The sequence below is a fragment of the Streptomyces sp. NPDC028711 genome, from assembly GCF_055565415.1.
Window position 1 is genome coordinate 403960 of sequence record NZ_JBVHUJ010000003.1, and the last position, 24942, is coordinate 428901.

At 72.9% G+C, this 24942-nt stretch carries 25 protein-coding genes, 1 pseudogene and 1 riboswitch; of the genes and pseudogenes, 13 read left to right on the forward strand and 13 right to left on the reverse strand.

Annotated features, from left to right (window positions below; genetic code table 11):
• Nucleotides 1-110 precede the first annotated feature (110 nt).
• Nucleotides 111-1202, reverse strand: a pseudogene (locus ACZ4VK_RS12875) (WXG100-like domain-containing protein); the annotation flags it as partial.
• A gap of 124 nt (nt 1203-1326) precedes the next feature.
• On the reverse strand, nt 1327-2526 hold the full coding sequence (locus ACZ4VK_RS12880) for a winged helix DNA-binding domain-containing protein (RefSeq protein ID WP_468351452.1): 1200 nt from the start codon (nt 2524-2526) through the stop codon (nt 1327-1329).
• A gap of 198 nt (nt 2527-2724) precedes the next feature.
• Between ACZ4VK_RS12880 and ACZ4VK_RS12885 the strand changes: the two genes are divergently transcribed.
• Nucleotides 2725-4395 (forward strand): acyl-CoA dehydrogenase family protein, encoded by a 1671-nt coding sequence (locus ACZ4VK_RS12885; RefSeq protein ID WP_468351454.1) that lies wholly within the window; start codon nt 2725-2727, stop codon nt 4393-4395.
• 74 nt (nt 4396-4469) lie between these two features.
• The gene (locus ACZ4VK_RS12890; RefSeq protein WP_468351456.1) at nt 4470-5048 is read left to right on the forward strand and encodes a TIGR03086 family metal-binding protein; all 579 of its coding nucleotides are present in this window, start codon (nt 4470-4472) and stop codon (nt 5046-5048) included.
• A 116-nt stretch (nt 5049-5164) separates the two neighbouring features.
• Here the strand turns inward: ACZ4VK_RS12890 and ACZ4VK_RS12895 are convergent, their stop codons facing one another.
• Entirely contained in the window at nt 5165-5905 is a 741-nt protein-coding gene (locus ACZ4VK_RS12895; protein ID WP_468351458.1) for a class I SAM-dependent methyltransferase, read from the reverse strand.
• 245 nt (nt 5906-6150) lie between these two features.
• Here ACZ4VK_RS12895 and ACZ4VK_RS12900 point away from each other — a divergent pair, with 245 nt between their 5' ends.
• From ACZ4VK_RS12900 to ACZ4VK_RS12930, 7 genes are all read left to right on the forward strand, one after another.
• Complete coding sequence (locus ACZ4VK_RS12900) at nt 6151-6537, forward strand: VOC family protein (RefSeq protein WP_468351460.1); 387 nt, start codon at nt 6151-6153, stop codon at nt 6535-6537.
• Nucleotides 6538-6582: 45 nt separating this feature from the next.
• Nucleotides 6583-6978: a hypothetical protein gene (locus tag ACZ4VK_RS12905; protein WP_468351462.1), complete on the forward strand. Its 396-nt coding sequence runs from the start codon at nt 6583-6585 to the stop codon at nt 6976-6978.
• A gap of 60 nt (nt 6979-7038) precedes the next feature.
• Entirely contained in the window at nt 7039-7209 is a 171-nt protein-coding gene (gene rpmF / locus ACZ4VK_RS12910; RefSeq protein WP_468351464.1) for a 50S ribosomal protein L32, read from the forward strand.
• A 6-nt stretch (nt 7210-7215) separates the two neighbouring features.
• Complete coding sequence (locus tag ACZ4VK_RS12915; RefSeq protein WP_468351466.1) at nt 7216-8376, forward strand: GTP-binding protein; 1161 nt, start codon at nt 7216-7218, stop codon at nt 8374-8376.
• Nucleotides 8377-8592: 216 nt separating this feature from the next.
• The gene (locus ACZ4VK_RS12920) at nt 8593-9792 is read left to right on the forward strand and encodes a serine hydrolase domain-containing protein (RefSeq protein ID WP_468351469.1); all 1200 of its coding nucleotides are present in this window, start codon (nt 8593-8595) and stop codon (nt 9790-9792) included.
• Nucleotides 9793-9966: 174 nt separating this feature from the next.
• Nucleotides 9967-12135: an RNA polymerase recycling motor ATPase HelR gene (gene helR / locus ACZ4VK_RS12925; RefSeq protein ID WP_468351471.1), complete on the forward strand. Its 2169-nt coding sequence runs from the start codon at nt 9967-9969 to the stop codon at nt 12133-12135.
• A 99-nt stretch (nt 12136-12234) separates the two neighbouring features.
• Complete coding sequence (locus ACZ4VK_RS12930; RefSeq protein WP_468351472.1) at nt 12235-12654, forward strand: hypothetical protein; 420 nt, start codon at nt 12235-12237, stop codon at nt 12652-12654.
• Between the two features lie 109 nt (nt 12655-12763).
• Here ACZ4VK_RS12930 and ACZ4VK_RS12935 read toward each other — a convergent pair whose 3' ends face one another.
• Nucleotides 12764-13153, reverse strand: coding sequence for a VOC family protein (locus tag ACZ4VK_RS12935; protein WP_468351474.1), 390 nt, complete (start codon nt 13151-13153; stop codon nt 12764-12766).
• A 228-nt stretch (nt 13154-13381) separates the two neighbouring features.
• On the opposite strand from ACZ4VK_RS12935, the gene ACZ4VK_RS12940 reads away from it, so the two are divergent.
• Nucleotides 13382-14662, forward strand: a complete 1281-nt coding sequence (locus tag ACZ4VK_RS12940) for a radical SAM protein (protein ID WP_468352042.1) — start codon at nt 13382-13384, stop codon at nt 14660-14662.
• Here ACZ4VK_RS12940 and ACZ4VK_RS12945 read toward each other — a convergent pair.
• The 6 genes from ACZ4VK_RS12945 to ACZ4VK_RS12970 all read right to left on the reverse strand — a co-directional run bounded on the left by ACZ4VK_RS12945 (nt 14628) and on the right by ACZ4VK_RS12970 (nt 20422).
• The gene (locus ACZ4VK_RS12945; protein WP_468351476.1) at nt 14628-15983 is read right to left on the reverse strand and encodes an MFS transporter; all 1356 of its coding nucleotides are present in this window, start codon (nt 15981-15983) and stop codon (nt 14628-14630) included. The two genes, ACZ4VK_RS12940 and ACZ4VK_RS12945, sit on opposite strands and share 35 nt — an antisense overlap.
• A 103-nt stretch (nt 15984-16086) precedes the next feature.
• A complete protein-coding gene (locus ACZ4VK_RS12950; RefSeq protein ID WP_468351478.1) occupies nt 16087-16446 on the reverse strand; it encodes an ArsR/SmtB family transcription factor in 360 nt (119 codons plus the stop codon).
• A 285-nt stretch (nt 16447-16731) separates the two neighbouring features.
• Nucleotides 16732-17592, reverse strand: coding sequence for an ABC transporter ATP-binding protein (locus ACZ4VK_RS12955; RefSeq protein ID WP_468351480.1), 861 nt, complete (start codon nt 17590-17592; stop codon nt 16732-16734).
• On the reverse strand, nt 17589-18710 hold the full coding sequence (locus tag ACZ4VK_RS12960) for a FecCD family ABC transporter permease (protein WP_468352044.1): 1122 nt from the start codon (nt 18708-18710) through the stop codon (nt 17589-17591). Before ACZ4VK_RS12960 ends, ACZ4VK_RS12955 begins: the two co-directional genes overlap by 4 nt.
• Nucleotides 18711-18826: 116 nt before the next feature.
• On the reverse strand, nt 18827-19882 hold the full coding sequence (locus ACZ4VK_RS12965; protein ID WP_468351482.1) for an ABC transporter substrate-binding protein: 1056 nt from the start codon (nt 19880-19882) through the stop codon (nt 18827-18829).
• Between the two features lie 87 nt (nt 19883-19969).
• Nucleotides 19970-20094: riboswitch (cobalamin riboswitch) on the reverse strand.
• Nucleotides 20095-20215: 121 nt separating this feature from the next.
• On the reverse strand, nt 20216-20422 hold the full coding sequence (locus tag ACZ4VK_RS12970; protein WP_468351484.1) for a cold-shock protein: 207 nt from the start codon (nt 20420-20422) through the stop codon (nt 20216-20218).
• A gap of 379 nt (nt 20423-20801) precedes the next feature.
• Here ACZ4VK_RS12970 and ACZ4VK_RS12975 point away from each other — a divergent pair, with 379 nt between their 5' ends.
• The 3 genes from ACZ4VK_RS12975 to ACZ4VK_RS12985 all read left to right on the forward strand — a co-directional run bounded on the left by ACZ4VK_RS12975 (nt 20802) and on the right by ACZ4VK_RS12985 (nt 22141).
• Complete coding sequence (locus tag ACZ4VK_RS12975) at nt 20802-21029, forward strand: hypothetical protein (protein WP_468351486.1); 228 nt, start codon at nt 20802-20804, stop codon at nt 21027-21029.
• A gap of 102 nt (nt 21030-21131) precedes the next feature.
• Nucleotides 21132-21305 (forward strand): CsbD family protein, encoded by a 174-nt coding sequence (locus tag ACZ4VK_RS12980; RefSeq protein ID WP_468351488.1) that lies wholly within the window; start codon nt 21132-21134, stop codon nt 21303-21305.
• A gap of 182 nt (nt 21306-21487) precedes the next feature.
• Nucleotides 21488-22141 carry a ScbR family autoregulator-binding transcription factor gene (locus ACZ4VK_RS12985; protein ID WP_468351490.1) on the forward strand — a complete coding sequence of 218 codons (654 nt, stop codon included), beginning with the start codon at nt 21488-21490 and terminating at the stop codon, nt 22139-22141.
• Nucleotides 22142-22198: 57 nt separating this feature from the next.
• Here the strand turns inward: ACZ4VK_RS12985 and ACZ4VK_RS12990 are convergent, their stop codons facing one another.
• The 3 genes from ACZ4VK_RS12990 to ACZ4VK_RS13000 are packed head-to-tail and all read right to left on the reverse strand — an operon-like array spanning nt 22199 to nt 24892.
• On the reverse strand, nt 22199-22963 hold the full coding sequence (locus tag ACZ4VK_RS12990) for a glucose 1-dehydrogenase (protein WP_468351492.1): 765 nt from the start codon (nt 22961-22963) through the stop codon (nt 22199-22201).
• Nucleotides 22964-22985: 22 nt separating this feature from the next.
• Nucleotides 22986-23927 carry an NAD-dependent epimerase/dehydratase family protein gene (locus tag ACZ4VK_RS12995; protein ID WP_468351494.1) on the reverse strand — a complete coding sequence of 314 codons (942 nt, stop codon included), beginning with the start codon at nt 23925-23927 and terminating at the stop codon, nt 22986-22988.
• A gap of 14 nt (nt 23928-23941) precedes the next feature.
• The gene (locus tag ACZ4VK_RS13000) at nt 23942-24892 is read right to left on the reverse strand and encodes a ScbA/BarX family gamma-butyrolactone biosynthesis protein (RefSeq protein WP_468351496.1); all 951 of its coding nucleotides are present in this window, start codon (nt 24890-24892) and stop codon (nt 23942-23944) included.
• Nucleotides 24893-24942: the final 50 nt, after the last annotated feature.

A 24942-nucleotide genomic window follows, 5' to 3' on the forward strand; every position in this document is an offset into this window, starting at 1 on the left:
CCGGTCTGGCCGTGCCAGCCGGGCTGGGGGCTGATCGGGTTGCCCTTGGGGTTGTTCCCGCTGCCGCCGTTGGAGTTGCCGCCCCCGCCGGGCGGCTTGCCTCCGCCCCCGCCGCCGCCTCCGGTCGGGCCCTTGCCTCCCGTACCGCCGCCGGAGCCGTTCCCGGCGTCGTCGCCCTTGCGCTGGCGGGCGATGCGGGCGGCCGTGTCGTCGTCGTTGTTCTTGTGGTCCTTGGAGATCTGCTTGACGGCCCTGGGCAGCGTCTCGCCGATGTGGTCGCCCATGGTCTTGGCGGACTTCACGAGCGCGCCCATGGCCTTCTCGATGACCGGGTCGAGGGCGTCCGCGATGTCGTCCCGGCCCTTGTTGCGGCCCTGGTGCCCCTTCGCCTTGGCGAGCTTTCCCGCGGTCTTGCCGTGGATGGCGAGGCTGACACCGTTCAGCTTGGTGCTGGCCTCGTCGTGCTCGTCGTGCTCGATGTGGAAGCCCTTGCCCTTGGCTCCGCCGCCACCACCGCCTCCGCCGGCGGAGGCGAGGTTCAGCCCCTCCTTGGCGCCCTGCACGCCCTCGTCGAAGCCGTCCTTGCCGGCCTGCTTCGTCTGGTCGAGGTTCACGCCGTCCTGGACGCCGAGCGCGTCCATGCTCACCTGGACGACCAGGTCCGCGGCCATGTTCTCGAGAGCTGCCACGACCGGCTCGGTCATCACCCCGACGATATGACCGACCGCCTCCTCCATCGCGGCCGTGATCAGCTTCAGGAGCTGCTTCTTCGTGAAGGCGATGGCTCCCGCGCCGAGCAGCGCGGAGAGACCTCCGGTGACCGGGATGAGGGCGAGGGCGAGACCCGTCTGGCCGGCCAGGATGCCGAGCTCCGCGACGGCCTTCCACTTCATGGCCTCGATCGCGCCCGCCGCGAGGTCCAGGGCGTCCGCGATCGTGCGGGCCGCGGACACCATGTCCTTGAGATGCTTGTCCTTGACCTTGCCCCAGTGCCCGTTGAGCGCGTCGAGCGCCTCGCCGTGGCCCGAGGACAGCAGGCGCTGCACATGGTTGTTGGCGAGCTGGCCGTCGTCGGCGAGGTCGTCCGCGAACTCGCGGAGCGCGTCCGCCATGTCGCGGTAGGCGTCCTCGTCGACGTTGGGCCAGTTCACCCCCACCAGATCGAGGAGTGTGTCCGCCCAGTCCGGCACCGTGACAGCCATGATCCGTAAATCCCCCCGCGCGTACGGACGTTCGCAGAACGCAAGTGTAAACACGCCGCAGTGACAAGGGAATCGCCACCCACCCACCCGAGGCTCCCGGTCCTGCCCCCGGCGTCTCCGCCGGTCACTCCTCCGCGTGGACGATGTCGTACGGGATGCCCGCCGGCGTCATGAGCCGGAGGGTCCGCTCCGCCTCGGCGGTGAGCGCGGTGCGCTGACCTCGCGTCAGGCGCGTGAAGGGCTCGACGGTGAGCGTGGTGCGGTCCTTCGCCTCGTCGAGGCGCCAGATCCCGGCGAGGAAGCCGTCGAGGAGGAAGACGCGGTGCGCCTGGTTGCCGCTCCAGGTGCGGGAGCGGAACGCGGCGGGGACGACGCGGGTGCGGTCGGCGTGCGAGAGGAGCAGGTTGTCGAACTCGGGGAGGAAACGGTGCGGGGCGGGGGTGTCCTCGTCGGGGCGGGGCGCGCCGGGGAGGTCGAAGAGCTCGGTGCCGCGCTCGTCCTGGAAGACGAGGAGCCCGGGCCGCAGCCGCTCGAACGCCTCGGCGAGCCGCGTCAGACCGCACCAGGTCTGCATGTCCCTGACGGAGGCGGGCCCGAAGGCGCCGAGGTAGCGCAGCACGGTCTCGTCGAGGTCGGCGGCCCGGCCGTCGGCGACTGCGGCGTCATCGGGGTCTGCGGTGTCTGCGGCGGCTGCGCGGCCTGCGGTGTCTGCGGTGTCTGCGGCGTCGGCGGTGTCCGCGAACCAGGTGCCGGTGGTGGTGAGCGCGACCTGGCCGCCACGGCGCCAGAGTCCGCGCGGGGTGACCTGGACGAGGGGCAGGAGGCAGCGGGCGGCGACGGAGAGGGACTGCGGGTCGGCGTCGGGCCACTCCTCGAGGAGCTCCTCGCGCAGTTCCTTGGGGGTACGGGGCCGCTCCTCGACGAGGGCGCGGGAGCGGGCGGCCAGCCGGTCGAGGTCGACGCCGTCGAGCCCGCCGCGCGAGACGAAGAGGGCGAGTTCGCGGTCGATGGCCCCGGCCTGGACGAGCCCGCGCAGGGCGACCGCGTCCGCCGCGGTGTGGGTGTGCACGGTGGAGCGCATGGTCACGATGCGGGCGAGGGCCCGGGACTCCATCAGCGCGGACAACTGCTCGGGCCGGAACCCGTCGAGGCGGGCGGCGAGCGCGTAGTACGGCGGCTTGGGGTTCTGCGCCTGGAGGCCGAGGAGGTGGCCGACGGCCTCCGTGACGCCCATCGGGGCGAGGCTCAGAAGCAGCTGGCGGGCGAGGGTGGCGCGGTTCAGGGCACGGGGGCCGAGCACGGGGCGGGTCGTCTTGAGGGCCATGGCGGGCACGCTACTCGGGCTTGAGGACAGTTACGGTCCGCAAGTCGTCGGTGGGGCGGTGGGCGGATGGCGGTGTCCACGACCCCGGGTCTGGCGTGAAGTACTGAATCCTGGTTCACTTCTTCGACGCGAGGGCATGGCCGCCGGGCCGCCGGCGGGCCGGTGCCGCCACCACCACCGATCCCGGAGGACCCGTCCATGACCGCCACCGCCGACGTCCCGCCGCCGCGGAGCAACCCCACCGCGCGCACCCACGACGTGATCAACCAGGTGCCGCCCCTCGTCGGGCACGACATCGCCGACGACCCCGTCCTCCTCGAGGGCGTACGCCGCGAGGGCGCCGGCTGGTACCTCGACGACCTGCACCGCGTCGGCCGTCTCGCCGGCAGCGAGGAGACCCAGCGCTGGGCGGAGGAGGCGAACCGGTACGAACCCGTGCTCCGCACCCACGACCGCTACGGCAACCGTGTCGACGAGGTCGACTTCCACCCCGCCTACCACTCCCTGATGGACGTCGCGATCCGGGAGGGCCTCGGCGGCGCTCCCTGGGCCGACGACCGGCCCGGCGCCCATGTGGCCCGCGCCGCCGGGTTCATGGTGTGGAGCACCACGGAGGCCGGTCACGGCTGCCCGGTCTCCATGACGTACGCCGTCGTCCCGGCGCTGCGCTCCACGCCCGAACTGGCCAAGGAGTACGAGCCCCTGCTCACCAGCCGGGTGTACGACCCGGGGCTGCGTGCCCCCGCCGGCAAGCGCGGTCTCCTGGCCGGGATGGGCATGACGGAGAAGCAGGGCGGCACCGACGTCCGCGCCAACACCACCACGGCGGTGGAGACGGCGGACGGCACCTGGCGGCTGCGCGGCCACAAGTGGTTCACCAGCGCCCCGATGAACGACCTCTTCCTCGTCCTGGCCCAGGCGCCCGGAGGGCTGTCCTGCTTCCTGGTCCCGCGCGTGCTGCCCGACGGCGGCCGCAACACCTTCCGCATCCAGCGGCTGAAGGACAAGCTCGGCAACCGCAGCAACGCCAGCAGCGAGCCGGAGTTCGACGACACCGTCGCCTGGCTTGTCGGTACGGAGGGCCAGGGAGTGCGGACCATCATCGAGATGGTCACCATGACCCGCCTCGACTGTGTCCTCGGCTCCGCCTCCGGCACCCGCGCCGCGCTCGCCCAGGCCGCCCACCACATCCGCCACCGCTCGGTCCTCGGGGCCAAGCTCATCGACCAGCCGCTGATGCGCAACGTCATCGCCGACCTGGGCGTCGAGTCGGAGGCCGCGACCACCCTGGCCCTGCGGATCGCGGGCGCCGCCGACCGCGCCCAGCGGGGGGACGGCGGTGAGCGGGCGTTCCTGCGGCTCGCCACCGCGGTCGGCAAGTACTGGGTGTGCAAGCGCCAGCCCGCCGCCGTCGCCGAAGCGCTCGAATGCCTGGGCGGCAACGGCTACGACGAGGCCTCCGGCATGCCCCGCCTGTACCGCGAGGCCCCGCTGAACGGGATCTGGGAGGGCTCGGGCAACGTGAACGCCCTCGACGTCCTGCGCGCCCTGACCCGCGAACCGGAGTCCCTCGAGGCCTTCCGTACGGAGGTGGAGAGCGCGTCCGGAGCCGACGCCCGGCTGGACGCCGCCTGGCGCGAGCTGCGCGGCGAACTGGTCCTCACCGAGGACGCCCAGCTGCGTGCACGCCGTCTGGTGGAACGCATGGCGCTCGTCCTGCAGGGTTCGCTCCTCGTACGGCACGCGCCGCACGCCGTGGCCGACGCCTTCTGCTCCTCCCGCCTCGCCGGCGACCGCGGTCTGGCCTTCGGCACGCTGCCCGCCCGCACCGACCTCGGCGGGATCATCGACCGCCTCCCGGCCGCCTGAGAGAAGACGCGCGGCCGTGAGCGATGAGTTTCGAGGAGCCCGGCGGTCTGCCCCGCATGGACACCACGTCACACATGAAGCCGATCGATCTGGGGGCGGCCGCGGAGCGCGTCGCCCGGCTCGCGGAGGGCATCGAGGACAAGCGGCTCGGCGACCCGACGCCCTGCCCGGAGTACGCCGTGCGGGAGCTGCTCGCCCATGTCGCCGGGCTCAGCGTCGCCTTCCGCGACGCGGCCCGCAAGCGGTTCGGGCCGACGACCGGAACGCCGCCCGGCTCGTCCCGTCCGGTACTGGCGGACGACTGGCGGACGGCCCTGCCGAAGGCACTGCACGAGCTGGCCGCCGCCTGGCGGGAGCCGGGCGCCTGGGAGGGGGACACGCAGGCGGGCGGGGTCGACGCCCCGGCCGCCGTCATGGGCCGGATCGCCCTCGACGAGCTGCTGATCCACGGCTGGGACCTGGCGCGGGCGACCGGCCAGGAGTACGAGGTGAGCGAGGAGGAGCTGCTGGTCTCCGAGGCCCTGCTGACTCCGGCCGATGACGCCTCGGGCGAGGCCTTCTTCGGCCCCGTGGTCCCGGTGCCGGACGGCGCGCCGCTCCTGGACCGCGTGATCGGCCTCAGCGGCCGCCGACCCGACTGGCAGCCGGCCTGAGACCTCGGGACCGTCCGACGCGGCCGTTGTCCGCGCCGTGCGTGGGCCGGGCGGCCGACGGCACCGTGGTCGTCGGCCGCCCGGTGGCGGTCAGGTCTGTGCCTCGGGCGTGGTCGTCAGGCTCGGCAGTGGAGCATCTCCAGGGGCGGGTTGGCGTGGAAGTCCGCCCAGTGGTCCGCGCCGAACTCGCGTATGCCCGCTTCCGACACCGTCAGCGGGACCCAGGTCAGCTCGCTGAATCCGGCTGCCCGCAGGGACTTCTCGTAGACCTCGCGGCGCGGGCGGTTGGCGACGAACGAGACCGGCGGGTCGAGGAGCGCCGTCACGCGGACCTGGGGGCCGGTCTCGCCCTCCTCGCCGGTGAGTTCGCTGCGGAAGCCGTACCGGTCCGGGGGCGGTCCGTCGAAGCGGAAGTCGGGCGACTGGTTGAGCACGTAGAGGTCGCCGCCGGGCTTCAGGTTCCGGTGGATGGTGCGGCACATCCGCTCGGCGGTGGCGAGGTCCTTCGCGTACCCGAAGAGCTGCACCGCGAGGGCGATGTCGAACGGCTCGTCGAAGGCCCGCAGTTCGGCCACGTCTCCCACCTCGTAGCGCACTCCCAGGGGATCCTTCGCCTCCAACTCCTCGGCCACGGAGACCATCTCACCGGAGATGTCGACGCCGACGACGTCCGTGGCTCCGCGCCGCTTGAACTCCCTGCTGTAGAAGCCGGTCCCGGAGGCCAGGTCGAGGATCGACCTGCCCCGCACGTCCCCCACCATGGCCAGGAAGCTGGGCACCACCGCGTACTGCTCCAGCGGCAGGGACTTGAACCCCTCGTACGCCTCACCGATCTCGTCGTACTGCTGTACGCCCATCGTGTCGTCCTTCCCCGTACCGCGTCGGGCCGGAGCCCCCGGGCCGCTCCCGGGGCACGCCGTGCCCTGCTGCGGGCAGTCTCGCCGCGGCCCGGCGGACCTTCGTACTGACAGAAGCCACGAAGATGCGGGTTCCGTTCTGGTCGCGCGTACGGGCAGGCGTACGGTTTCAGCCATGATCACCGGTGCGTGCCGCGCACCGGATCCATCGGGCCAAGTCCCGTCCACAGACCGGAGAACCAGCCATGCGTGTCAAAGCCTTCGACCACCTGGTGCTCAATGTGACCGATGTCGACAAGGCGCTCGAGTTCTACACCGGCCCGCTCGGCCTCGCGCCCGAGCGGGTCGAGGAGTGGCGGGCCGGCAAGGTGCCGTTCCCGTCCGTGCGCATCGACGACAGCACCGTCATCGACCTCTTCTCCCGCCCGCGCGGCGAGTCCAACGTCGACCACATCTGTCTGGTCGTCGACCCCGTCGACTGGCAGGAGGTCATCGGCTCCGGGACGTTCGACGTCATCGAGGGGCCCGTCCCCCGCTGGGGTGCGCGCGGCTCGGCGCAGTCCGTCTACGTCAAGGACCCGGACGGCAACACGGTGGAACTGCGCTGGTACCCGCAGGACGCCGACAGCTGAGCCGCCGCCCGGCCCCGATGATCGTCCTCGTGCCATGAAGGGCCGATGACGTGGAAAGAGGGCCGGCGCGTGACGCTGGCGGCGGACCTCAGGGTGGGCGATGCCGTCACCCTGACCGAAGGCTCCCCGGCGGAGGCGGACGTCTCCGCCGGGACGCTGTTCCTGGCGGCGGGGACCGGAGGCACCGTCGAACGGGTCGACCGCCCGGAGCGGATCCCCACCCCGGAGGTACGGGAGTACGAACGGCTCACGTCGCTCCTCGCCGACTTCGGCCACCAGATGCCGCCGGCGAGCAGGCAGCGGCTCGTGGAGCAGGTGGCGTCGCTCGAACCGGCGTGGACCGCGTACGGACAGGAGCGGCCACGGGTGACGCTCCGCGTCCGCCTCGACAACGGGTTCCTCCTGGCGGACGCGCGCGAGGACGCCTTCACCGCAGATTGATAATGGGATCCGTTTTCATATAGCCTCGGTCGCGCCCCCATCGCACCGAGGAGATCCCTGATGGCCGTTCCCAAGCGGAAGATGTCCCGCAGCAACACCCGTCACCGCCGCGCCCAGTGGAAGGCGAGCACCACGCAGCTCGTCCCCTTCACCGTGGACGGCTCGGTGTACCTGGTGCCGCAGCGCCTGCTGAAGGCGTACGAGCGCGGCCTGCTCCGCCCGGAGGGCTGAGCCCTCATGACGCCCACCGACCGGCTGCCCGTGACCGTCCTGTCCGGGTTCCTGGGTGCCGGGAAGACCACCCTCCTCAACCACGTCCTGGGCAATCGCCGAGGACTGCGGGTCGCGGTCATCGTCAACGACATGAGCGAGGTCAACATCGACGCCGCGCTCGTGCGCGGCGGCGAGGCCGCCCTGTCCCGCACCGAGGAGCGGCTGGTCGAGATGACCAACGGGTGCATCTGCTGCACCCTCCGCGACGACCTCCTGGAGGAGGTCGACCGACTGGCCCGTGAGGGCCGCTTCGACCATCTCCTCATCGAGTCGAGCGGCATCTCGGAACCCCTGCCCGTCGCCGCCACCTTCTCCTTCCCCCGCGACGACGGGGCGACCCTCGGCGACCTCGCCCGTCTGGACACGATGGTGACCGTCGTCGACGCCGCGAACTTCCTGCCGGAACTCGACGGCGGGGACGAACTCGCCGAGCGCGGCCTCGCCCCGTACGAGGACGACGAGCGCACGGTCAGCGACCTCCTCGTCGACCAGGTGGAGTTCGCGAACGTCATCGTCCTCAACAAGCTCGACCTGGTCGGGCCCGATGAGGCCCGCCGGCTGCGGGCCACCCTCTCCCGGCTCAACCCGGAGGCACGCGTCGTCCCGGCCGTCCGCGGACAGGTCCCGCTCGAACTCGTCCTGGGCACGGGCCTGTTCGACGTCGAGCGGGCCCAGCAGGCCCCCGGCTGGGTCAAGGAGCTCAACGGCGACCACGTGCCGGAGACCGAGGAGTACGGCATCTCCTCGCTGGTGTTCCGCTCCGAGCTGCCGTTCCACCCCGGGCGGCTCTGGAACTTCGTCACCAAGGCGATGGACAGCGGGACCTTCGGGCGGGTGCTGCGCTCCAAGGGCTTCTTCCGGCTGGCCAGCCGGCCCCGGGTGACCGGACTGTGGTCGCAGGCCGGCGCCGTGGCCCGGTTCGAGCCGTCCGGCGCCCACGGCCCGGACACCGCGCAGGGCCAGGAACTGGTCTTCATCGGCACCGGGCTCCGCGCCGACGCCCTGCGCGCGGCCCTCGACGCCTGCCTCCTCGCGCCCGGCGAAGCCGTACCCGCCCACGACGACTTCCCCGCGTGGGAGACGTACGGCATCGAAGAGGCCTGCGCGCACGAGCCGGCGGCCTGACGGCGGGCCCGACACACTCCGGGCCGGACGGTGGTCGCAGCCACGGCACCGTCCGGCCCGGTACTGTCCCTGCTCGTCCGAGCCGGGCCGCCCGGGCGACCCGGTGGCGCCGAACGAGTGGACTCGCCGGAGGGAGTGCGGGACGGGGGGCCTCCGCCGCCGTGCGCCGGTGGTGATGTGGCCGTCCGCACCCTGACCTGGAAGAGGCGTCCCCCCATGCGACGTACCCCCTACCGAAGACTGTTCGCCGCGACGCTGCTCGTCGCGTCCGTCCTCGCGCCGACGGCATTCGTCCCCGGCGCTCCCGTACACGCCGCCACTGCCGGCCCGCACGGCGAGAGCGACTGCGGACCGGGCGGTCTCGGTCCCGGGCTCACGGCGCGGCTGGACAGGACGATCGAGGACGTCCGCAAGCAGGCGGCCATCCCCGGTGTCGTGGTCGGCCTGTGGATGCCGGGCAAGGGGTGCTACGTCCGCGCGACCGGTGTCGCCGACACCGTCACCCGGAAGCCGATGCCCGTCGACACCTTCGTCAGGATCGGCAGCGAGACCAAGACCTTCACGGTCACCGCGCTGCTCGAACTCGTCGACGAGGGAAAGATCGAGCTCGACGACCCGATCTCCGACTACATCCGGGGCGTCCCCGACGGGGACCGGATCACCCTGCGCCATCTCGCGGAGATGCGCAGCGGCCTCTTCCCGTACACCGCCGACCCCGAGTTCATCCGCGACCTGCAGACCCAGCCGGAGCGCGCCTTCAACCCGTGGGAGGTGCTCTCGTACGGCTACCGGCACCCGAACACCTTCGCGCCGGGCGCGCAGTTCCAGTACTCCAACTCCAACCTGATCCTGCTCGGCCTCGTCATCGAGAAGGTCAGCGGCAAGCGGCTCGCCGGCTTCATCCACGAGCGGGTGCTCCGCCCGGCCCGCCTGCACGACACGCTCTTCCCGAAGGGCGCCGAGTTCCCCGAGCCGCACGCGCGCGGATACACCGACCAGACGCTCAGCGGCGCGGTCGAGGACGTCACGGACTGGAACCCCAGCTGGGCCTGGGCGGCCGGGGCGATGATCTCCAACCTGCACGACCTGCGCCGCTGGGCCGAGATCCTCGCGACCGGAAAGCTGCTGAGCCCGGAGACCCAGGCGCAGCGGCTCAAGACGCTGCCGACCGGCTTCCCCGGGACGAGTTACGGCCTCGGGATCTTCGAGACCAACGGATGGATCGGGCACAACGGCTCGATCCCGGGATACGAGACCGTGACCGTCCATCTGCCCGAGCAGAAGGCCACGCTGGTCATCATGATCAACACGGATGTCACCAGCGGCGGCGAGGAACCGTCCACGCTCCTCGCGCGGGCGATCACTGCGGTCGCCACCCCGGACCACGTCTACGACGGCTCCGCCGTGCCGCGCTGATCCCGAAATGAAGTGAGGCGCGGGAAAGACCCCGCACGAAAAAGTGGCAAGGGGATCAACTCACCTCTTGCCACTCTCAACTTATAGCGCACAGGGGGGCTTGCGGCAAGGCCCCGGTCGTCCCGCAGAATCACTGGTCTCAGCCAGCCCCTGCAGAAATGGGAGTCCCCCTCCGTGCGTGTGCTTTCGTCGGTGGACCAGTCGTACGACACCAGCGCGTTCGACCTTCCCGACCGTCTCTCCCCCAAGGCCGACCCGGCGCTCATCGCCGGTGACGAGCGGCACTTCGCGGCGATCGCGGAGAGCCTCCGCGAGGCGATCGCCGACCTCTCGGAGCGTCTCGCCGCCGCGCGGAAGGCGCCCGGCGGCGCCGGCCGGGAGGCGATGGACCGGGACGCGGAGATCCACCGGCTGACCGGTCGGCTGCGTACCCTGCGCCGCTTCGGCCTGGACCTGTGCCTCGGACGCATCGTCGGCGAGGACGGCGCGGACCCCGTGTACGTCGGCCGTCTCGGCCTCACCGACAGCGCGGGACGCCGGCTGCTCATCGACTGGCGCTCCCCCGCCGCCGAGCCCTTCTTCGCGGCCACCCACGCCAACCCGATGGGCCTGGCGAGCCGCCGCAGGTACCGCTGGAGCGGCGGCCGGATCAGCGACTACTGGGACGAGGTGTTCACCGCCGACGGGCTCGCGGAGCACGCGGCCCTCGACGACCAGTCCGCGTTCATCGCCAGCCTCGGCGGCAGCCGGTCGCCCCGGATGCGCGATGTGCTCTCCACCATCCAGGCCGACCAGGACGCCATCATCCGGGCGGGCTCGCGCGGCACGCTCGTCGTCGACGGCGGCCCTGGTACGGGAAAGACCGTCGTGGCGCTGCACCGCTCCGCGCACCTCCTCTACGCGGACCCGCGCCTCGGCCACCGGCGGGGCGGCGTGCTGTTCGTCGGTCCGCACCAGCCCTATCTGGCGTACGTCGCCGACGTCCTGCCCAGCCTCGGCGAGGAGGGGGTACGGACCTGCACCGTGCGGGACCTCGTCGCCGAGGGCGCGCGGGCGGCGGCCGAGCGCGACCCGGAGGTGGCGCTCCTGAAGTCGTCCGCCGACATGGTGCGGGCGATCGAGGCGGCCGTCAGGTTCTACGAGGAGCCGCCCGCCAAGGGGATGACCGTCTCGACCGACTGGGCCGACGTCCGGCTGACCGCCGACGACTGGGCGGAGGCCTTCGAGGCACCGGAGGCCGGCACTCCGCACAACGAGGCGCGGGAGCAGATCTGGGAGGAGCTGGCCACCCTCCTGCTCGCCAAGCTCGACGGCGAGGTCCCCGAGGACCAGTTCCGCAGGGCGCTGCGGCAGGACGAGGAGCTCGCCGACGCCCTGCACGGCGCCTGGCCGCTGCTCGAGGCGGCCGACCTCGTCGGAGACCTGTGGTCGGTCCCCGCGTACCTGCGGAAGTGCGCTCCCTGGCTGAGCCGCGAGGACGTCCGGAAGCTCCAGCGCGCGGACGCCCAGGCCTGGACGGTGTCCGACCTGCCGCTCCTGGACGCGGCGCGGCAGCGGCTCGGCGACCCGGAGGCGGCGCGGCGCAAGCGGCGGCAGCAGGCCACGGTCGACGCCGAACGGGCGCGCATGGCCGACGTCATCGACAACGTGCTGGCGGCCGACGACGACGGTGAGGGCGCGGTGACGATGCTGCGCGGACAGGACCTCAAGGACAGTCTGGTCGACGAGGCCGCGCTGCCGGGCGCGGAGCCCGACCTGCTCGCCGGGCCGTTCGCGCACATCGTCGTGGACGAGGCGCAGGAACTGACGGACGCGGAGTGGCAGATGCTGCTGCTTCGCTGCCCGTCCCGGAGCTTCACCATCGTCGGGGACCGGGCCCAGGCCCGGCAGGGGTTCACGGAGACCTGGCAGGAGCGGCTCGAGCGGGTCGGTCTCGACCGGATCACCGTGGCGTCCCTGAGCATCAACTACCGCACGCCGGAAGAGGTCATGGCGGAGGCCGAGCCGGCCATCCGGGCCGCGCTCCCGGACGCCAACGTGCCGACGTCCGTCCGCAGCAGCGGCGTCCCCGTCGTCCACGGCTCCGTCGACGAACTCGACTCGGTCCTCGACGACCGGCTCGCCACCCATGCCGAGGGAACGGCCTGTGTCATCGGCGCCCCGTGGTTCCGGCCGGGTGACCGCGTCCGGTCGCTGACGCCCTCGCTGTCGAAGGGCCTCGAGTTCGACCTGGTCGTCCTCGTCGACCCGGAGTCGTTCGGCGAGGGGATCGAGGGGGCGGTCGACCGCTATGTCGCCATGACCCGCGCGACCCGCGAGCTCGTGGTGCTGAGGAGCTCCTGATCGGCAGGACGCCCCCTGGCTGACTCCGTGGGGCGAACCGGTGCCGCGCGTGGGCGCGCCACGGCCGATCCTGCGATCAGATGACGTATCGATGGGTGCATGACTCACATGTGCGAGCCCATCACGGCACCCGTTCCCGGCGACCCCGTCGCTCCCGGTGGGGAGTGCCCCGAGGTCGCGTCGCTCGTCGCGCCGTACCTGCGCATCATCCGTTCGGCACTGCCGCCCGGGGAGGCGGAACGATTCTTCGTACGGGCCCTCGACGCGCACGAGGAGGAGCGGCGCCGGGCGGGGGCGCTCCAGCTCGGCTTCAGCGCGTACCTCTGGGACGGTCTCGGCGAGAGCTGGGGCACGTCCCTGGCGCACACCTCCGCCTGGGAGGCCATGCAGGCGATCCGTCACCTCGTGCGCAAGGCCCCGCGCGCGGATCTCGCCGCGTATCTGCGGCTCGGGCTCGGGCACGACCGCGAGCTCGGCGCCGGGGCCCCGGGCCGGACCCCGGTGCCGGTGGGCGCCTGACGGCGCGTCCGAAACCGGGGGATGTCGGGGCCGGCCCGCTCCCGGACGCCCGGGGCGCGGGCCGGGCCCGGCCCCGTACGGTCGGCCTGCCTGGCGGGCCGACCCGCCGTTACGCGTACTGGGCGATCTGGATCAGGTTCCCGCAGGTGTCGTCCAGGATCGCGACGGTGACCGGGCCCATCTCCACCGGCTCCTGGGTGAAGCGGACTCCGAGTCCGCGCAGCCGCTCGTACTCCGCGCGCACGTCGTCCACGGCGAAGGAGGTGAGCGGGATGCCGGCCTCGACCAGGGCCTTCTTGTACGTCTTGGCGGCGGGGACGGCGGTGTCGGGCTCCAGGACCAGCTCGACGCCGTCGGGGTGCTCCGGCGAGACCACCGTCAGCCAGCGGTACTCGCCGAGGGGCACCTCCGTCTTCTTCACGAAGCCCAGCACGTCGGTGTAGAAGCGCAGCGCCCTTTCCTGGTCGTCGACGAGGAGGCTGGCCAGGTTGATCCTCATGTGTGCTCTCCGGTGAGGTGGGTTCGGTGTGGGGACCACGGAAGGTTCAGCATCCCTCCCGCGCCCGTGACGGCGGGACGCGCCGCGCCCGGGCGCACCGGGGGTCCCGGTCGGTGTGCCGGAGGTACGCGCGCGTAGCGTGATGGCGTCGGCTCCGTCGTCTCTCACACTGGAGATCCGCCTGTGTCCAGCGCTGCACCGACCCGTACCGCTGTCGTGGAATCCCTCATGGACCGCTTCCCCGGGATCCCTCCGGAGGCCGTGTTCAAGGAGGACCTGCTGCGCGGCGGGCTCGCCTTCGATCCCTCGGCACTGAGCGGCAACGAGGGGGGCGAGGTGAAGCCGAAGTCGTACTTCATCTTCTCCTTCGACCACCGCACCCTGCCGGAGCTCGGCGAGGCGGCGCTGAACCGCCCGCCGGAGGAGATCGTGCTCACCGGCGGGCCGTACGGCCTGCGCCGCACGGTGGTGTCGGTACGGGTCAACCCCTCGTCGCCGTACCGGGTGGCGCCCGACACCGACGGGACGCTCGCACTGTTCCTCGACGGGGTCCGGATCGCCGACGTCGGGCTGCCGCCGATGCCGGAGTACTACCGGCACCCGCTGGCGAACGGCAAGTCCGTGATGGAGGTCGCGCCGACGATCCAGTGGGGTTATCTGATCTACCTCACGGTGTTCCGGGTCTGCCAGTACTTCGGCGCCAAGGAGGAGTGCCAGTACTGCGACATCAACCACAACTGGCGCCAGCACAAGGCGGCCGGCCGCCCGTACACCGGGGTGAAGCCGGTCGACGAGGTCCTGGAGGCCCTGGAGATCATCGACCGCCACGACACCGCCCGCACCTCGACCGCGTACACCCTCACCGGCGGGGCGGTCACGTCCCAGGTCGGCGGGAAGGACGAGGCCGACTTCTACGGGCAGTACGCGCGCGCGATCGAGGAGCGTTTCCCCGGCCGCTGGATCGGCAAGGTCGTCGCCCAGGCGCTGCCGAAGGAGGACGTGCGGCGCTTCCACGACTACGGCATCCGGATCTACCACCCGAACTACGAGGTGTGGGACCGCCGGCTCTTCGAGCTGTACTGCCCCGGCAAGGAGCGGTACATCGGCCGGGACGAGTGGCACCGCCGGATCCTGGACTCGGCGGAGGTGTTCGGGCCGCGTAACGTCATCCCGAACTTCGTCGCCGGCGTCGAGATGGCCCGCCCGTCCGGCTTCCTGAGCGTGGACGAGGCGATCGCCTCCACGCGGGAGGGCCTGCGGTTCTTCATGTCGCGCGGGATCACCCCCCGTTTCACCACGTGGTGCCCGGAGCCGACGACCCCGCTCGGCCGCGAGAACCCGGACGGGGCGCCGCTGGAGTACCACCTGCGCCTCCTCGAGGCGTACACGGCGACGCTGGAGGAGTACGGGCTCACGGCGCCGCCCGGGTACGGGCCCGCGGGCCCGGGGCGCGCGGTGTTCTCGGTCAGCTCGTTCATGGACGCGCTCGCCCCCGCGCCGGGTGAGTGACGGACGGCCCGTCACGGCCGGGGCGTGTTCGTCGCGGGCGGTCCGTCTCCCGTGACCGGTCCGTCTCCGGACCCCGCTCCGGCCCCGGATCCCGCCCCGGATCCCGGTCCTTCGCGGGCCACAGGCGTGCCGCGGTCGCGGCTCCGACGAGGGCCACGACGGTGAGGACGGCCGCCGAGGCGGCCGGGCCCGCCGTCGCGGCGAGCCAGCCGGCGAGGGGATAGGCGAGCAGCCAGCAGGCGTGCGAGAGGGAGAAGCGGGCCGCGAAGGCGGCGGGCAGGTCCCCGCTCCGGACGGAGCCGCGCACCACCCGGCCGCCGGGGGTGAGGACCGCCGAGCCCGCGGCGCCGGTGACCAGCCAGACCGCGAGCAGGGCGGGCCAGGACCAGGGGCCCGGCGGGACGGCGAGCCCGAGGGCGAGCAGGCCCAGGGCCCCGGGCAGCACGCAGGCGGCCCGCAGCATGACCGCCCGGTCGCCGCCCCGCTCCAGGAGGCGCGGGAGCAGCAGGGCCACCGCCATCGAGCCGGCCCCGTACGCGCCGAGGGCGAGCGGTACGTCTCCGGCGGGGCGGCCGAGGGTGCCGCGGACCAGGAGCACGGTGTCGACCAGGACCACGGCCCCGGCCGCCGCGACGGCCAGGTCAAGGGCGAGGAGCGCCCGCAGGCGCGGGGTGGCGAGCACGAGCCGGATCCCGGAGGCCGCCTTGGCGTACGACTTCCCCTGGTCTTCGTCGGCGTCCGGGTCCGGGTCCGGGTCCGGCAGGGTGGTCGAGCGGACGAGGAGGGCGGAGGCGAGGAAGCCGACGGCGGTGGCGGTGAAGAGCCAGGTGTAGGGGACGACGGTGAGCAGCGCGGCGGCGAGCAGCGGGCTCGCCAGACTCTCCAGGTCGTAGGCGAGGCGGGCGAGGGAGAGGGCCTCCGTGTAGTCGCGTTCCTCGGGCAGGACCTGCGGGACGGTCGCCTGGAAGGCCGGGGTGAAGGCGGCCGACGCGGCCTGGAGCAGCAGGATCAGCACGTAGACCTGCCAGATCCGGCTGACGAACGGCAGGGCGAGGACGACCGTCGCCCGTGCCAGGTCCATGGAGACGAGCAGGGCCCGCCGGGGCACGCGGCCGGCGAGGGCGCCGACGAGCGGGGCGATCAGGACGTACGCGGCCATCTTGATCGCCAGGGCGGTGCCGAGCACGGCGGCCGCGTTCGCCCCCGCGAGGTCGTACGCGAGGAGGCTGAGCGCGACGGTCGCGAGGCCGGTGCCGGTGAGGGCGACGACCTGGGCGCCGAACAGGCGCTGGTAGGTGGGGTTGCGCAGCACGGACAGCATGAGGACGCCCCCGGTCGGCCCGGTGGACTGCGGACGTCTTCACCCTAGCGGACATGTGCATGAGTGCGCACATGACGATTTCCGGGAGGGTCGGGCGACTGTCTCAGTCGTGCCAGGGCTCCCCGCTGACCTGGTGATCGGCCCGGCTGATCGCCTCGACCACCAGCCGCTTCAGGTGCCCGTCCGGCATCGCGTACACGACCCGGCGCCCGTCCTTGCGGGACTGGACGAGCCCGGCGAGGCGCAGCTTGGCCAGATGCTGGCTGACCGCCGGGCGTGCGGCACCGCACGCCTCCGTCAGGGCGCTCACGTCGGCCTCACCCCGGGTGAGCAGCCACACGAGCTGGAGCCGGGTGGGGTCGGAGAGCAGCCCGAACACCTCCGCCGCCGCCGAGAGTTCGAGCGCTCCGGGCGTCCGCTCGTGCGGACGGGACGCGGCCGGGGGATCTACGCGCTCAGACATGGGCCCATGGTAGGCAGACCGGCCGCCGCCGACCGCCGGCCTGGTGTCCGGCGGAAACCGTACGGCGCGGGGCCGGGCGCCGGGCGGGTCGGACGTCCGCCCGGCGCGGGGCTCGTCGGGGCGGTACGGCGTCGGGCTCCGCGCCCGGCAGGCGTACGGCTCAGGACCCGGGCAGGGCCGTACCGCGTCAGGCCCCACGCCCAGCAGAGCCGTACGGCGTCAGACTCCGCGCCCGGCCGGCGTCGTGAGGCGTCAGGCTTCGCGTCCCGCCTCGGTCGTACGCCCTCAGGTCCCGTTTCGGTCGGGCCCGGGCGGGCTCGGCACCGTACCCAGGAAGCGGATGTGCGGAGGGCCTCCGGGGTCCGGGCGGGTCACGGACGACCGGACGCGGTAGACCTCGGCGATCAGCTCCTCGGTGAGCACGTCCCCCGGGGTGCCGGTGGCCACCACGTGTCCCCCCGCGAGGACCACGAGCCGGTCGCAGTACATCGCCGCCAGGTTCAGGTCGTGCAGCGCGACGACGGCGGTGAGGCGCAGTTCGGCGACGAGGGCCAGGAGGTCCAGCTGGTGCTGGATGTCGAGGTGGTTGGTGGGTTCGTCGAGGAGCAGCTCGCGCGGCTCCTGGGCGAGGGCGCGGGCGATCTGGACGCGCTGGCGTTCGCCGCCGGAGAGGGTGCGCCAGGGCTGCCGGGCCCGGTCGGTGAGGCCGGTGCGTGTGAGCGCGGAGAGGACGGCTGTCTCGTCGGCGGCCGAGGGGGGCGTCCAGGCCCTGCGGTGGGGCACGCGGCCGAGACGGACGACGTCGGTGACGGTCAGGTCGGTCTGGGTGTCGGCCTGTTGCTCGACCGTGGCGAGGCGCCGGGCGACCGTCCGGCGGCCGAGACCGGCCAGCGGGTCGCCGTCGAGGGTGACGACCCCGGAGTCCGGGGCCAGGACGCCCGCGAGGAGGCGCAGGAGGGTCGACTTCCCCGAGCCGTTGGGCCCGAGGAGACCGGTGACCGTGCCGGGGGCGAGGGTGACGCTGACCCCGTCGAGGACGAGGGTGCCGCCCGCGGTGCGCGAGACCCGGTCGGCGCGGAGCCCGAGGCCCGCCCCGGGGGCCGTGCCCGTTTCCGCGACCACGTCGGCGTGCGGGCTCGGGGTCATCGGGCGCTCCTGGTGCGGTACAGGACGAGGACGAAGGCCGGGACGCCGATCAGCGAGGTCACCACGCCCACCGGCACCTCCTGGGGGTCGAGGACCGTACGGGCGAGCGTGTCGGCCCAGACCAGGAACACCGCGCCGGCCAGGGCGGTGACCGGCAGCAGCCGGGCGTGCCCCGGGCCGGCCAGGGCGCGGGCGGCGTGCGGCAGGACCAGGCCGACGAAGCCGATCGCTCCTGCGGCGGAGACCAGGGCGGCGGTCAGGAGGGCGGTGACGCACAGCAGGACGAGCCGTGTCCGGGTGACGGCGACACCGAGCGCGGCGGCGGCCTCCTCGCCGAACGCGAACGCGTCCAGGGTCCTCGCGTACCCGCCGCAGATCAACAGGGCCGCCGCGAGCACCGCGCCGCACACCCCCACGTCACCCCAGCCGGCCCCGCCGAGCGAGCCGAGCAGCCAGAAGAGCACGCCCCGCGTGGTCTCGGCGTCGGCCGCCGTCATCACGACGAAGGAGGTGAGGGCGGAGAAGAGCTGCATCGCGGCGACGCCCGCGAGCACCACCCGGTCCGTCGAGCCGCCGAGGGTGTGGCTGAGCAGCAGGACGAGCGCGAAGGAGAGCACCGCTCCGAGGAACGCCCCTCCGGTGACGGAGAGGACGCCTCCGCCGACGCCGAGGACGACGACGGCGACCGCGCCGGTCGAGGCGCCCGAGGAGACGCCGAGGACGAAGGGGTCGGCGAGCGGATTGCGCAGCAGCGACTGCATCACCGCGCCGCAGACCGCGAGTCCGGCTCCGCAGACGGCGGCGAGGAGGGTGCGGGGCAGCCGGAGCTCCCACACGATGCCGTCCCTGATCGGCGAGACCTCAGGGGCCTCTCCGCCGAGATGGGCGGCGACCACGGACCAGACGTCGCCGACGCCGATGTCCGCCGGGCCGATGGTGATCGCGACGGCCACCGAAACGGCCAGGACGGCGAGGCCGGCCACCGTCCACAACAGCGCCGCGCCCCCTCCGCGTACGACGGCGGCCGCCCGACCGGCCGAGGCGACGCCCGCCGCCTTGCGGGGCGGCGGCACGGTCAGGTCGCGGGGCGGGGTGGGGGCCTCACCGGGCGGGGGCACGGTCACGACGCCGGGCGGGGGTTCGGCCTCACCGGGCGGCGGCACGGTCACGGCGCCGGGCGGGGGTTCGGCCTCACCGGACGGCGGCACGGTCACGGCGCCGGGCGGGTTCGGCGTCACTTCGTGAGACCGTACGTGCGGAGGGCCGCCGCCACCTTCTCGACGCCCTCGACGGTACGGATCGTGGGGTTCATGGCCTGCCCGCTGAGCAGCACGTACCGCTTCTTCCGTACCGCCGTCATGTTCCGGGTGACCGGGTCGGACTCCAGGAACTCGATCTTCTTCGCGGCGCTCTCGGCGGACTGCGAGCGGCGGGTCAGATCGCCGATGACGAGGACGTCGGGGTCGCGGTCGGCGACCGTCTCCCAGTTGATCTGCGGCCACTCCGCGCGCGTGTCGTCGAAGACGTTCTTCGCGCCGAGCGCGCGGGTGACGATGCCGGGCGCGCCGCAACACCCCGCCATGTAGGGCGATTCGGCGTTGGCGAACCAGTAGAGGACCGTGACGTCCCCGAAGTCGCCCCCGGCGGTGGCCTTCGTCACCCGGGACGAGAGCTCCGCGACCAGCTTCTCGCCGCGCTCCGGGACCGCGAACACCCGGGCCAGGTCGCGGATCTCGCCGTACACGGTCTCCATGGTCAGGGGCCGGGTGCGGATGCCGTCGCCGTCGCCGCTGTTGTCCTTGCCGACGCAGTCGGTGGGCGAGAGGTAGGTGGGGACGCCGAGCTCCTCGAACCGCTCGCGGGGAGCCACCCCGCCCTTGCCGAGGGTGTACGCGAAGGACGCGGCGGCGAAGTCGGGTTCGGCGTCGAGCACCTTCTCGAAGGAGGGGTAGCGGTCGGCGAGGCGCGGGACCTTCGCGTTCTGCTTCTCAAGGCCCTTGAGCACGGGGTCGGTCCAGGTGGCGGTGCCCACCATGCGGTCGGCCAGACCGAGGGAGAGCATGATCTCCGCCGTCCCCTGGTCGAGGGCGACGGCCCGCCGCGGCGGCCCCTCGACGGTGACCCGCCGGCCGCAGTTGTCGTCGATCGTCACCGGGTACCCCTGCCGCGGGCCGCCGGACGTGTTCTTCGAGGGCTGTACGGCGGATCCGCCGCCGCAACCGGTCACGGTCAGGAGCAGGGCGCCGGCCAGCAGGAGGGCGGCGGAGCGGGCGGGATGTGCGAAGGGCACGGGAATTTTCCTCTGCGGCCACGGCTCATACGCGGAGCCTGTCGTACGGAGCTCCCCGGCCGACAGCGTGCCTCCGGGGCCGCCAGCAGGTCTTCGGACTCGGGGTCATCCGGACGGAGCGCCTTCCCGGGCCGTCGTGCCGCCCAGTGGCCGATGCTCCGCCCGTCGCCCTCACCGCTGCGCGTCAGTTCCGGTCTCGCACCGGATTCCCTGACCCGTGCGCGTACCCCGTTCGGGTGCGTGCAAAGGTACGACTGGCCTCGGCACAGTACCACCGGCCCGCTCCCCCGCCCGGGGGCGCCACCGGTGGCACGTGTCCGCGCCGTTGGGACGTCAGACGCGCAGTTCCCTCGCCTCGAAGCGGCCGTCACCGAGGACGAGGACGAAGGAGACCTGCTGTCCCTCGGAGAGCGAGTGCTGCTCGCCCTCGATGTCCGCGGCGCTGAAGTAGACCTGTTCCTCGGAGCCCACGGGAAGGACGAATCCGTACCCGCCGGCGCGGTTGAAGGACTGGACGAACCCGTTGCTTCTGCCTTCCACGGCGGCCTCCTCGTCGTCATGGGCGACACGGCCGAGGGGAGAGGGCGCCCGTCCCGGCCGCATCCGCGTCTCAGGGGACTTGTACCCCGTCGGCGCGCTCTTCGCCCGTTGACCATGGCCCGGGCGGACGCTCTTCGGCCCTGGTGTGCGCGCCCCTCCCCCGAGTCTCGTACAATCTTCAACAGAGGCCCGGTGCCGGAGATCCCCCGTGTCCGACACCGGGCCTCACCCTGCCCTCACTCCATCCGTGGTGACTCCACTCCCACGGGCGCCCGAAAGATCCCGTGAGGCGCTGTTTCGTCCGGACGCCATCGGGCAGCAGCACCTCGTGCCACCGGCGGCCACCGGGGCGCGTGCGAGCGACGTCAGGGAGAGGACCATGAGCCACCACGACAGGCACGGCAGCGACCAGGACGCTCACCCCGAGCCTCCGCGGACCACACCGTCCGGCGCGGAGGGCGAGAGCGGTGACGCGGAGGCACGGCGCGAGGCGGAGGAGGCCGTGCTGGGCGGGCCGGAACCCGACGAGGACGACGCGCACGGCAGCACCGCCAAGCGACAGACCCCCGGGCTCGGCCGCGAGGAGCAGCGGAGACCGCACCCGTGAGCCCCACGAGCCCCCTACGTCCTGCCAGTCCCGTGGACGACATGCGTATCTCTCCCGTTCCGGGGAAGTCGCAGGGACGAGACAGAGCTCAGGAGGTGTCGCATGTCCGCCGGTAAGAAGGCGAAGAACGCCGCGCAGACCGCCAAGGGCAAGGCCAAGGAGACCGCCGGCAAGGCTGTGGGCAACGAGAGCCTGGAGATGCAGGGCAAGGCCGAGCAGGTCAAGGGCGATGCGAAGCAGGCGGGTGAGAAGGCCAAGGACGCGTTCAAGCACTGAGGAACGCGAACGGCCGGCGGACCGGGCACCCGGTCCGCCGGCCGTTCGCGTTCCCCGCCCGTGGAGACACCCGAACCACTCTTCCCGTTGCCGCCTGCCCGGCGAACCCCGAAGTCACCCGAAAAGCTCGTACAATACCAATCAGTCGGTTTGATGTCGGCCTGGTGCTACTGGAGCCATCGGTGACGAAACAAGAGCGGGCCGCACGGACCCGCGACGCGCTGATCAGGTCGGCGGCCAGGGAGTTCGACCAGCACGGCTACACCCTCGCCACGCTGACCGCGATCAGCGCGGGAGCCGGCGTGAGCCCCGGCGCGCTCCACTTCCACTTCGAGAACAAGGCGGCCGTCGCCGCCGCCGTCGAGGCCGACGCGTCCACCGCGCTGCGCCGGACCGCCAGGATCGTGTACGGCCGGCGGTCGAACGCCCTGCAGAACCTGGCCGACACCACGCACGCCCTCGCCCGGCTGCTCCGCGAGGACATCGTCGTGCGGGCGGGTTTCCGGCTCAGCTGCTCCCACGGCTGCCGTACGGACCTGAACCTGCGCCAGGAATGGCAGAGCTGTGTGCAGCAACGGCTCGCGGAGGCGGCCGACGAGGGTCTGCTCGCCGCCGGCGCCGGCCGTCAGCAGGACCTGGCCCGCACGATCGTGGCCGCGACCGTCGGTCTTGAGGCCCTCGGCGCGGACAACAGCGCCTGGCTGTCGCCGGCGACCGTCACCGGTCTGTGGCGCACGCTGCTGCCGCTCCTGGCGAGCCCCGAGACGCTCGCCGGCCTGGAACCCGCGGGCAGCCCCTCCGTCACCGGCCGCCGGGTGCCCGCACCGGTCGGCTGAGGCGCGGTCGGCCGAGCGAACCACGCGCCCTCGTGGTGGACGAACCCCGGAGACGCCTCAGAGCGCGCTCCCGCCCGTGACGTCCACGTACTGGCCGGTGATCCAGCGCGCGTCGTCGGAGACGAGGAAGCCCACCACGTCCGCGACGTCGGCCGGTGTCCCGATCCGGCCGAAGACCGAGAGGGCCGCGAGGGCGGCGCTCGCCTCGGGGGTGGCCCTGCGCCGGGCGTTCATGTCGGTCGCGATGTAACCGGGGGCCACCGCGTTGACCGTGATCCCCCGGGGTCCCAGTTCCTTGGCGAGGGCGAGGGTCATCGTGTCGACGGCGCCCTTGGTCATCGCGTACGTGACCGAGTCGGGGAACGCGTGCTTCGTCGCCGCCGAGGAGATGTTGACGATTCGGCCGCCGTCGCGCAGCCGGGCGAGCCCCCGCTGGATGAGGAAGAGCGGGGCCTTCACGTTGATGGTGAAGAGCCGGTCGAAGACCTCGGGGGTCAGTTCGTGGACGCGCCCCGAGCCGCTCGCGCCCGCGTTGTTGACGAGGATGTCGAACTCGGGCCCCGCGTCCCACTCGGCGAGACCGGCCTCCAGGGCCGTGTAGAAGGTGTCGACCGCGTCCGGCGCCTCCAGCTCCGCGCGGAACGGGAACGCCCGGCCGCCCTCCTCCTCGATGGTCTTCACGGTCTCGCGGGCGGCCGCCTCGTCGCGACCGTAGTGCACGGCGACCAGGGCTCCGTCCCTGGCGAGCCGCTGGGCGATGCCCCTTCCGATGCCACGGCTCGCCCCGGTGACGATCGCGGTCCTGCCGGCCAGCGCGGGCATGTCGGCCTCGCCTTCCTTCGTTTCAGGAGTGGTCGAGGAGGCTCCGGTACCACGCCCTGTGGTCCGCGAATCCCTCGGTGAAAGCGGGCCCCGGTGCACAGCCCGGCTCCCGCCAGGGGCGGTCGTCGGCGAACCAGTGGTCGGTGGCAAGCATGTCGAGATGGTGCTGCGCGACGGCATGACCCGCGAGCAGCGTACGGGCCTCCGCCACGTCCACCGCCGGCCCCCGGCGCACGCCCGTCCGGTGGGCGAGCAGGTCCTCCGCTGCCGCGAGGAGTTCGGTGACGGGCACCGGCTCGGGATGGTTCACGTAGTACGGACCGGTGTGGACGCGTGGGGAGAGCCCGGCGCCGAGGAGGGCGCGGGCCAGGCTGTCCACGTCGACGAGCGAGTGCAGCGAGTCACCGCCGGCGAGCGGGCCGGGCAGCGCCGCGAGCAGCCGGACAAGGCCGGGGATCAGCTGCCGGTCGCCCGTGCCGTACACGAGGTGCGGTCGCAGGACGGCGCCGCCCGCGTCGAGGACGTACCGCTCGCCCGCCGCCCGGGTGCGGCTCGTCGCGGAGACCGGGGCGAGCGGCAGGGTGCCGGGGGCGGCGGCCCGGAAGGGGCCGCGGCCGTGGACGGAGGCGGTGCTCAGGGCGACGATCCGGGGCACGCCCGCGCGTACGGCCGCGTCGACCAGGGCCCGGGTGCCCTCGTCGTTGACCGCGCGGGCGAGCTCCGGGTCCCCGCCGATCACCGAGGCGCAGTGGATCAGGACGTCCACGCCCTCGCAGGCACGGCGCAGGGAGGCGGGGTCGCGCAGGTCTCCCCGGACGGCTTCGGTACCGCCCTTCTCCTCCGTGGCGGGCGGCCGGCGGGCGAGCAGGCGTACGTGCGTCGGCCCGGGCAGTGCCGCCGCCGCGGCCGCCACCCGGCTGCCGATGAATCCGGTCGCGCCGGTGATCAGTATGCGAAGGTCCATCGTTCCGGTCCGGTTCAGCCCGCCCGCCGGCTGTCGAGGCCCGCTCCGGCCACCACCAGTTCCGGGGACGGGGAAGTGAGGTCACACACGAAGACCGTCGTGCCGTCCTGCCGGCCCGTGACCCGTACGACGGTCGTCGACTGGTCGGGGGCGGGCGCGACCTCGGCCTCGATCCAGCAGGGGCTGTCGAGTTCGGCGTAGCGCTCGAAGGAGATGTTCATGACGGTGGGCAGGAACACTCCCCCGCCGGCCGTCACCGTCGCGGCCTGCCGGGCGGCTTCGAGGAGCACCATCCCGGGCACGTGGTCGTTGGGGCGGCGGAAGAGCGTGGTGTGGCCGGTGTCGATGCGCAGCTGCCAGGTGTTCGCCCGGGGGCCGGGGCCGAGGACGACGTCCTGCGGCCGGCGGCGGCCGACGAGGTGGGGGGCCACTCCCTGGATCAGTGGCACGGGCCTTCCGAGCGCCTTCATCCGCTCGCCCCGCAGGCGGCGGTAGGCGGGGGTCGAGGTGCAGGCGGCCCGGCCGCCGCCGGTGGCGAGCAGCCGTCGTCCCCGGGTGAGCCGCACGCTGGTGGAGAGGTCCCGCGGCCTGCCGCGGCGGGTGTCGAGCCCGGGGAAGAAGACGTCGACGGTGATGTCCGACGGAAGGCCGTTGACGGCGAGCGCCTCGGAATCGGCGTCGTAGTGGAGGTCCCACATGACGAACTGATCGTCGACGGGTACCCCCAGTTCGGCATGAGCGGCGAGCATGGTCGCCTGGCGTATCGTCTCGGCCACCAAGACGGGGTCGTGCCGGTCGCCTGCCACGGGAGAGAAGAAGGGATGTGACGCGGGCCAGTGAGCGGAGACAGAGAATCGATTCTCCTGCAGCCGCGTCCACCCCGTGGGAAAGATGTCGGCGGGATCGGCCCGGTGTACGAACTCCCCGGGGACGTACGTCGTCGCTCCTCGGCGGTTCTGATCCATGGTTCCCCCTCGTCCCCGCGCACCCTGGGCGGTAAACCCGCCCGGCGTAG

Coding starts and splice junctions, on each gene's coding strand:
- ACZ4VK_RS12880 (WP_468351452.1), bottom strand. CDS start 2,526: ATGGCCCTCAAGACGACCCGCCCCGTGCTCGGCCCCCGTGCCCTGAAC.
- ACZ4VK_RS12885 (WP_468351454.1), top strand. CDS start 2,725: ATGACCGCCACCGCCGACGTCCCGCCGCCGCGGAGCAACCCCACCGCG.
- ACZ4VK_RS12890 (WP_468351456.1), top strand. CDS start 4,470: ATGAAGCCGATCGATCTGGGGGCGGCCGCGGAGCGCGTCGCCCGGCTC.
- ACZ4VK_RS12895 (WP_468351458.1), bottom strand. CDS start 5,905: ATGGGCGTACAGCAGTACGACGAGATCGGTGAGGCGTACGAGGGGTTC.
- ACZ4VK_RS12900 (WP_468351460.1), top strand. CDS start 6,151: ATGCGTGTCAAAGCCTTCGACCACCTGGTGCTCAATGTGACCGATGTC.
- ACZ4VK_RS12905 (WP_468351462.1), top strand. CDS start 6,583: ATGACGTGGAAAGAGGGCCGGCGCGTGACGCTGGCGGCGGACCTCAGG.
- rpmF (WP_468351464.1), top strand. CDS start 7,039: ATGGCCGTTCCCAAGCGGAAGATGTCCCGCAGCAACACCCGTCACCGC.
- ACZ4VK_RS12915 (WP_468351466.1), top strand. CDS start 7,216: ATGACGCCCACCGACCGGCTGCCCGTGACCGTCCTGTCCGGGTTCCTG.
- ACZ4VK_RS12920 (WP_468351469.1), top strand. CDS start 8,593: ATGCGACGTACCCCCTACCGAAGACTGTTCGCCGCGACGCTGCTCGTC.
- ACZ4VK_RS12930 (WP_468351472.1), top strand. CDS start 12,235: ATGACTCACATGTGCGAGCCCATCACGGCACCCGTTCCCGGCGACCCC.
- ACZ4VK_RS12935 (WP_468351474.1), bottom strand. CDS start 13,153: ATGAGGATCAACCTGGCCAGCCTCCTCGTCGACGACCAGGAAAGGGCG.
- ACZ4VK_RS12940 (WP_468352042.1), top strand. CDS start 13,382: ATGGACCGCTTCCCCGGGATCCCTCCGGAGGCCGTGTTCAAGGAGGAC.
- ACZ4VK_RS12945 (WP_468351476.1), bottom strand. CDS start 15,983: ATGCTGTCCGTGCTGCGCAACCCCACCTACCAGCGCCTGTTCGGCGCC.
- ACZ4VK_RS12950 (WP_468351478.1), bottom strand. CDS start 16,446: ATGTCTGAGCGCGTAGATCCCCCGGCCGCGTCCCGTCCGCACGAGCGG.
- ACZ4VK_RS12955 (WP_468351480.1), bottom strand. CDS start 17,592: ATGACCCCGAGCCCGCACGCCGACGTGGTCGCGGAAACGGGCACGGCC.
- ACZ4VK_RS12975 (WP_468351486.1), top strand. CDS start 20,802: ATGAGCCACCACGACAGGCACGGCAGCGACCAGGACGCTCACCCCGAG.
- ACZ4VK_RS12980 (WP_468351488.1), top strand. CDS start 21,132: ATGTCCGCCGGTAAGAAGGCGAAGAACGCCGCGCAGACCGCCAAGGGC.
- ACZ4VK_RS12990 (WP_468351492.1), bottom strand. CDS start 22,963: ATGCCCGCGCTGGCCGGCAGGACCGCGATCGTCACCGGGGCGAGCCGT.
- ACZ4VK_RS12995 (WP_468351494.1), bottom strand. CDS start 23,927: ATGGACCTTCGCATACTGATCACCGGCGCGACCGGATTCATCGGCAGC.
- ACZ4VK_RS13000 (WP_468351496.1), bottom strand. CDS start 24,892: ATGGATCAGAACCGCCGAGGAGCGACGACGTACGTCCCCGGGGAGTTC.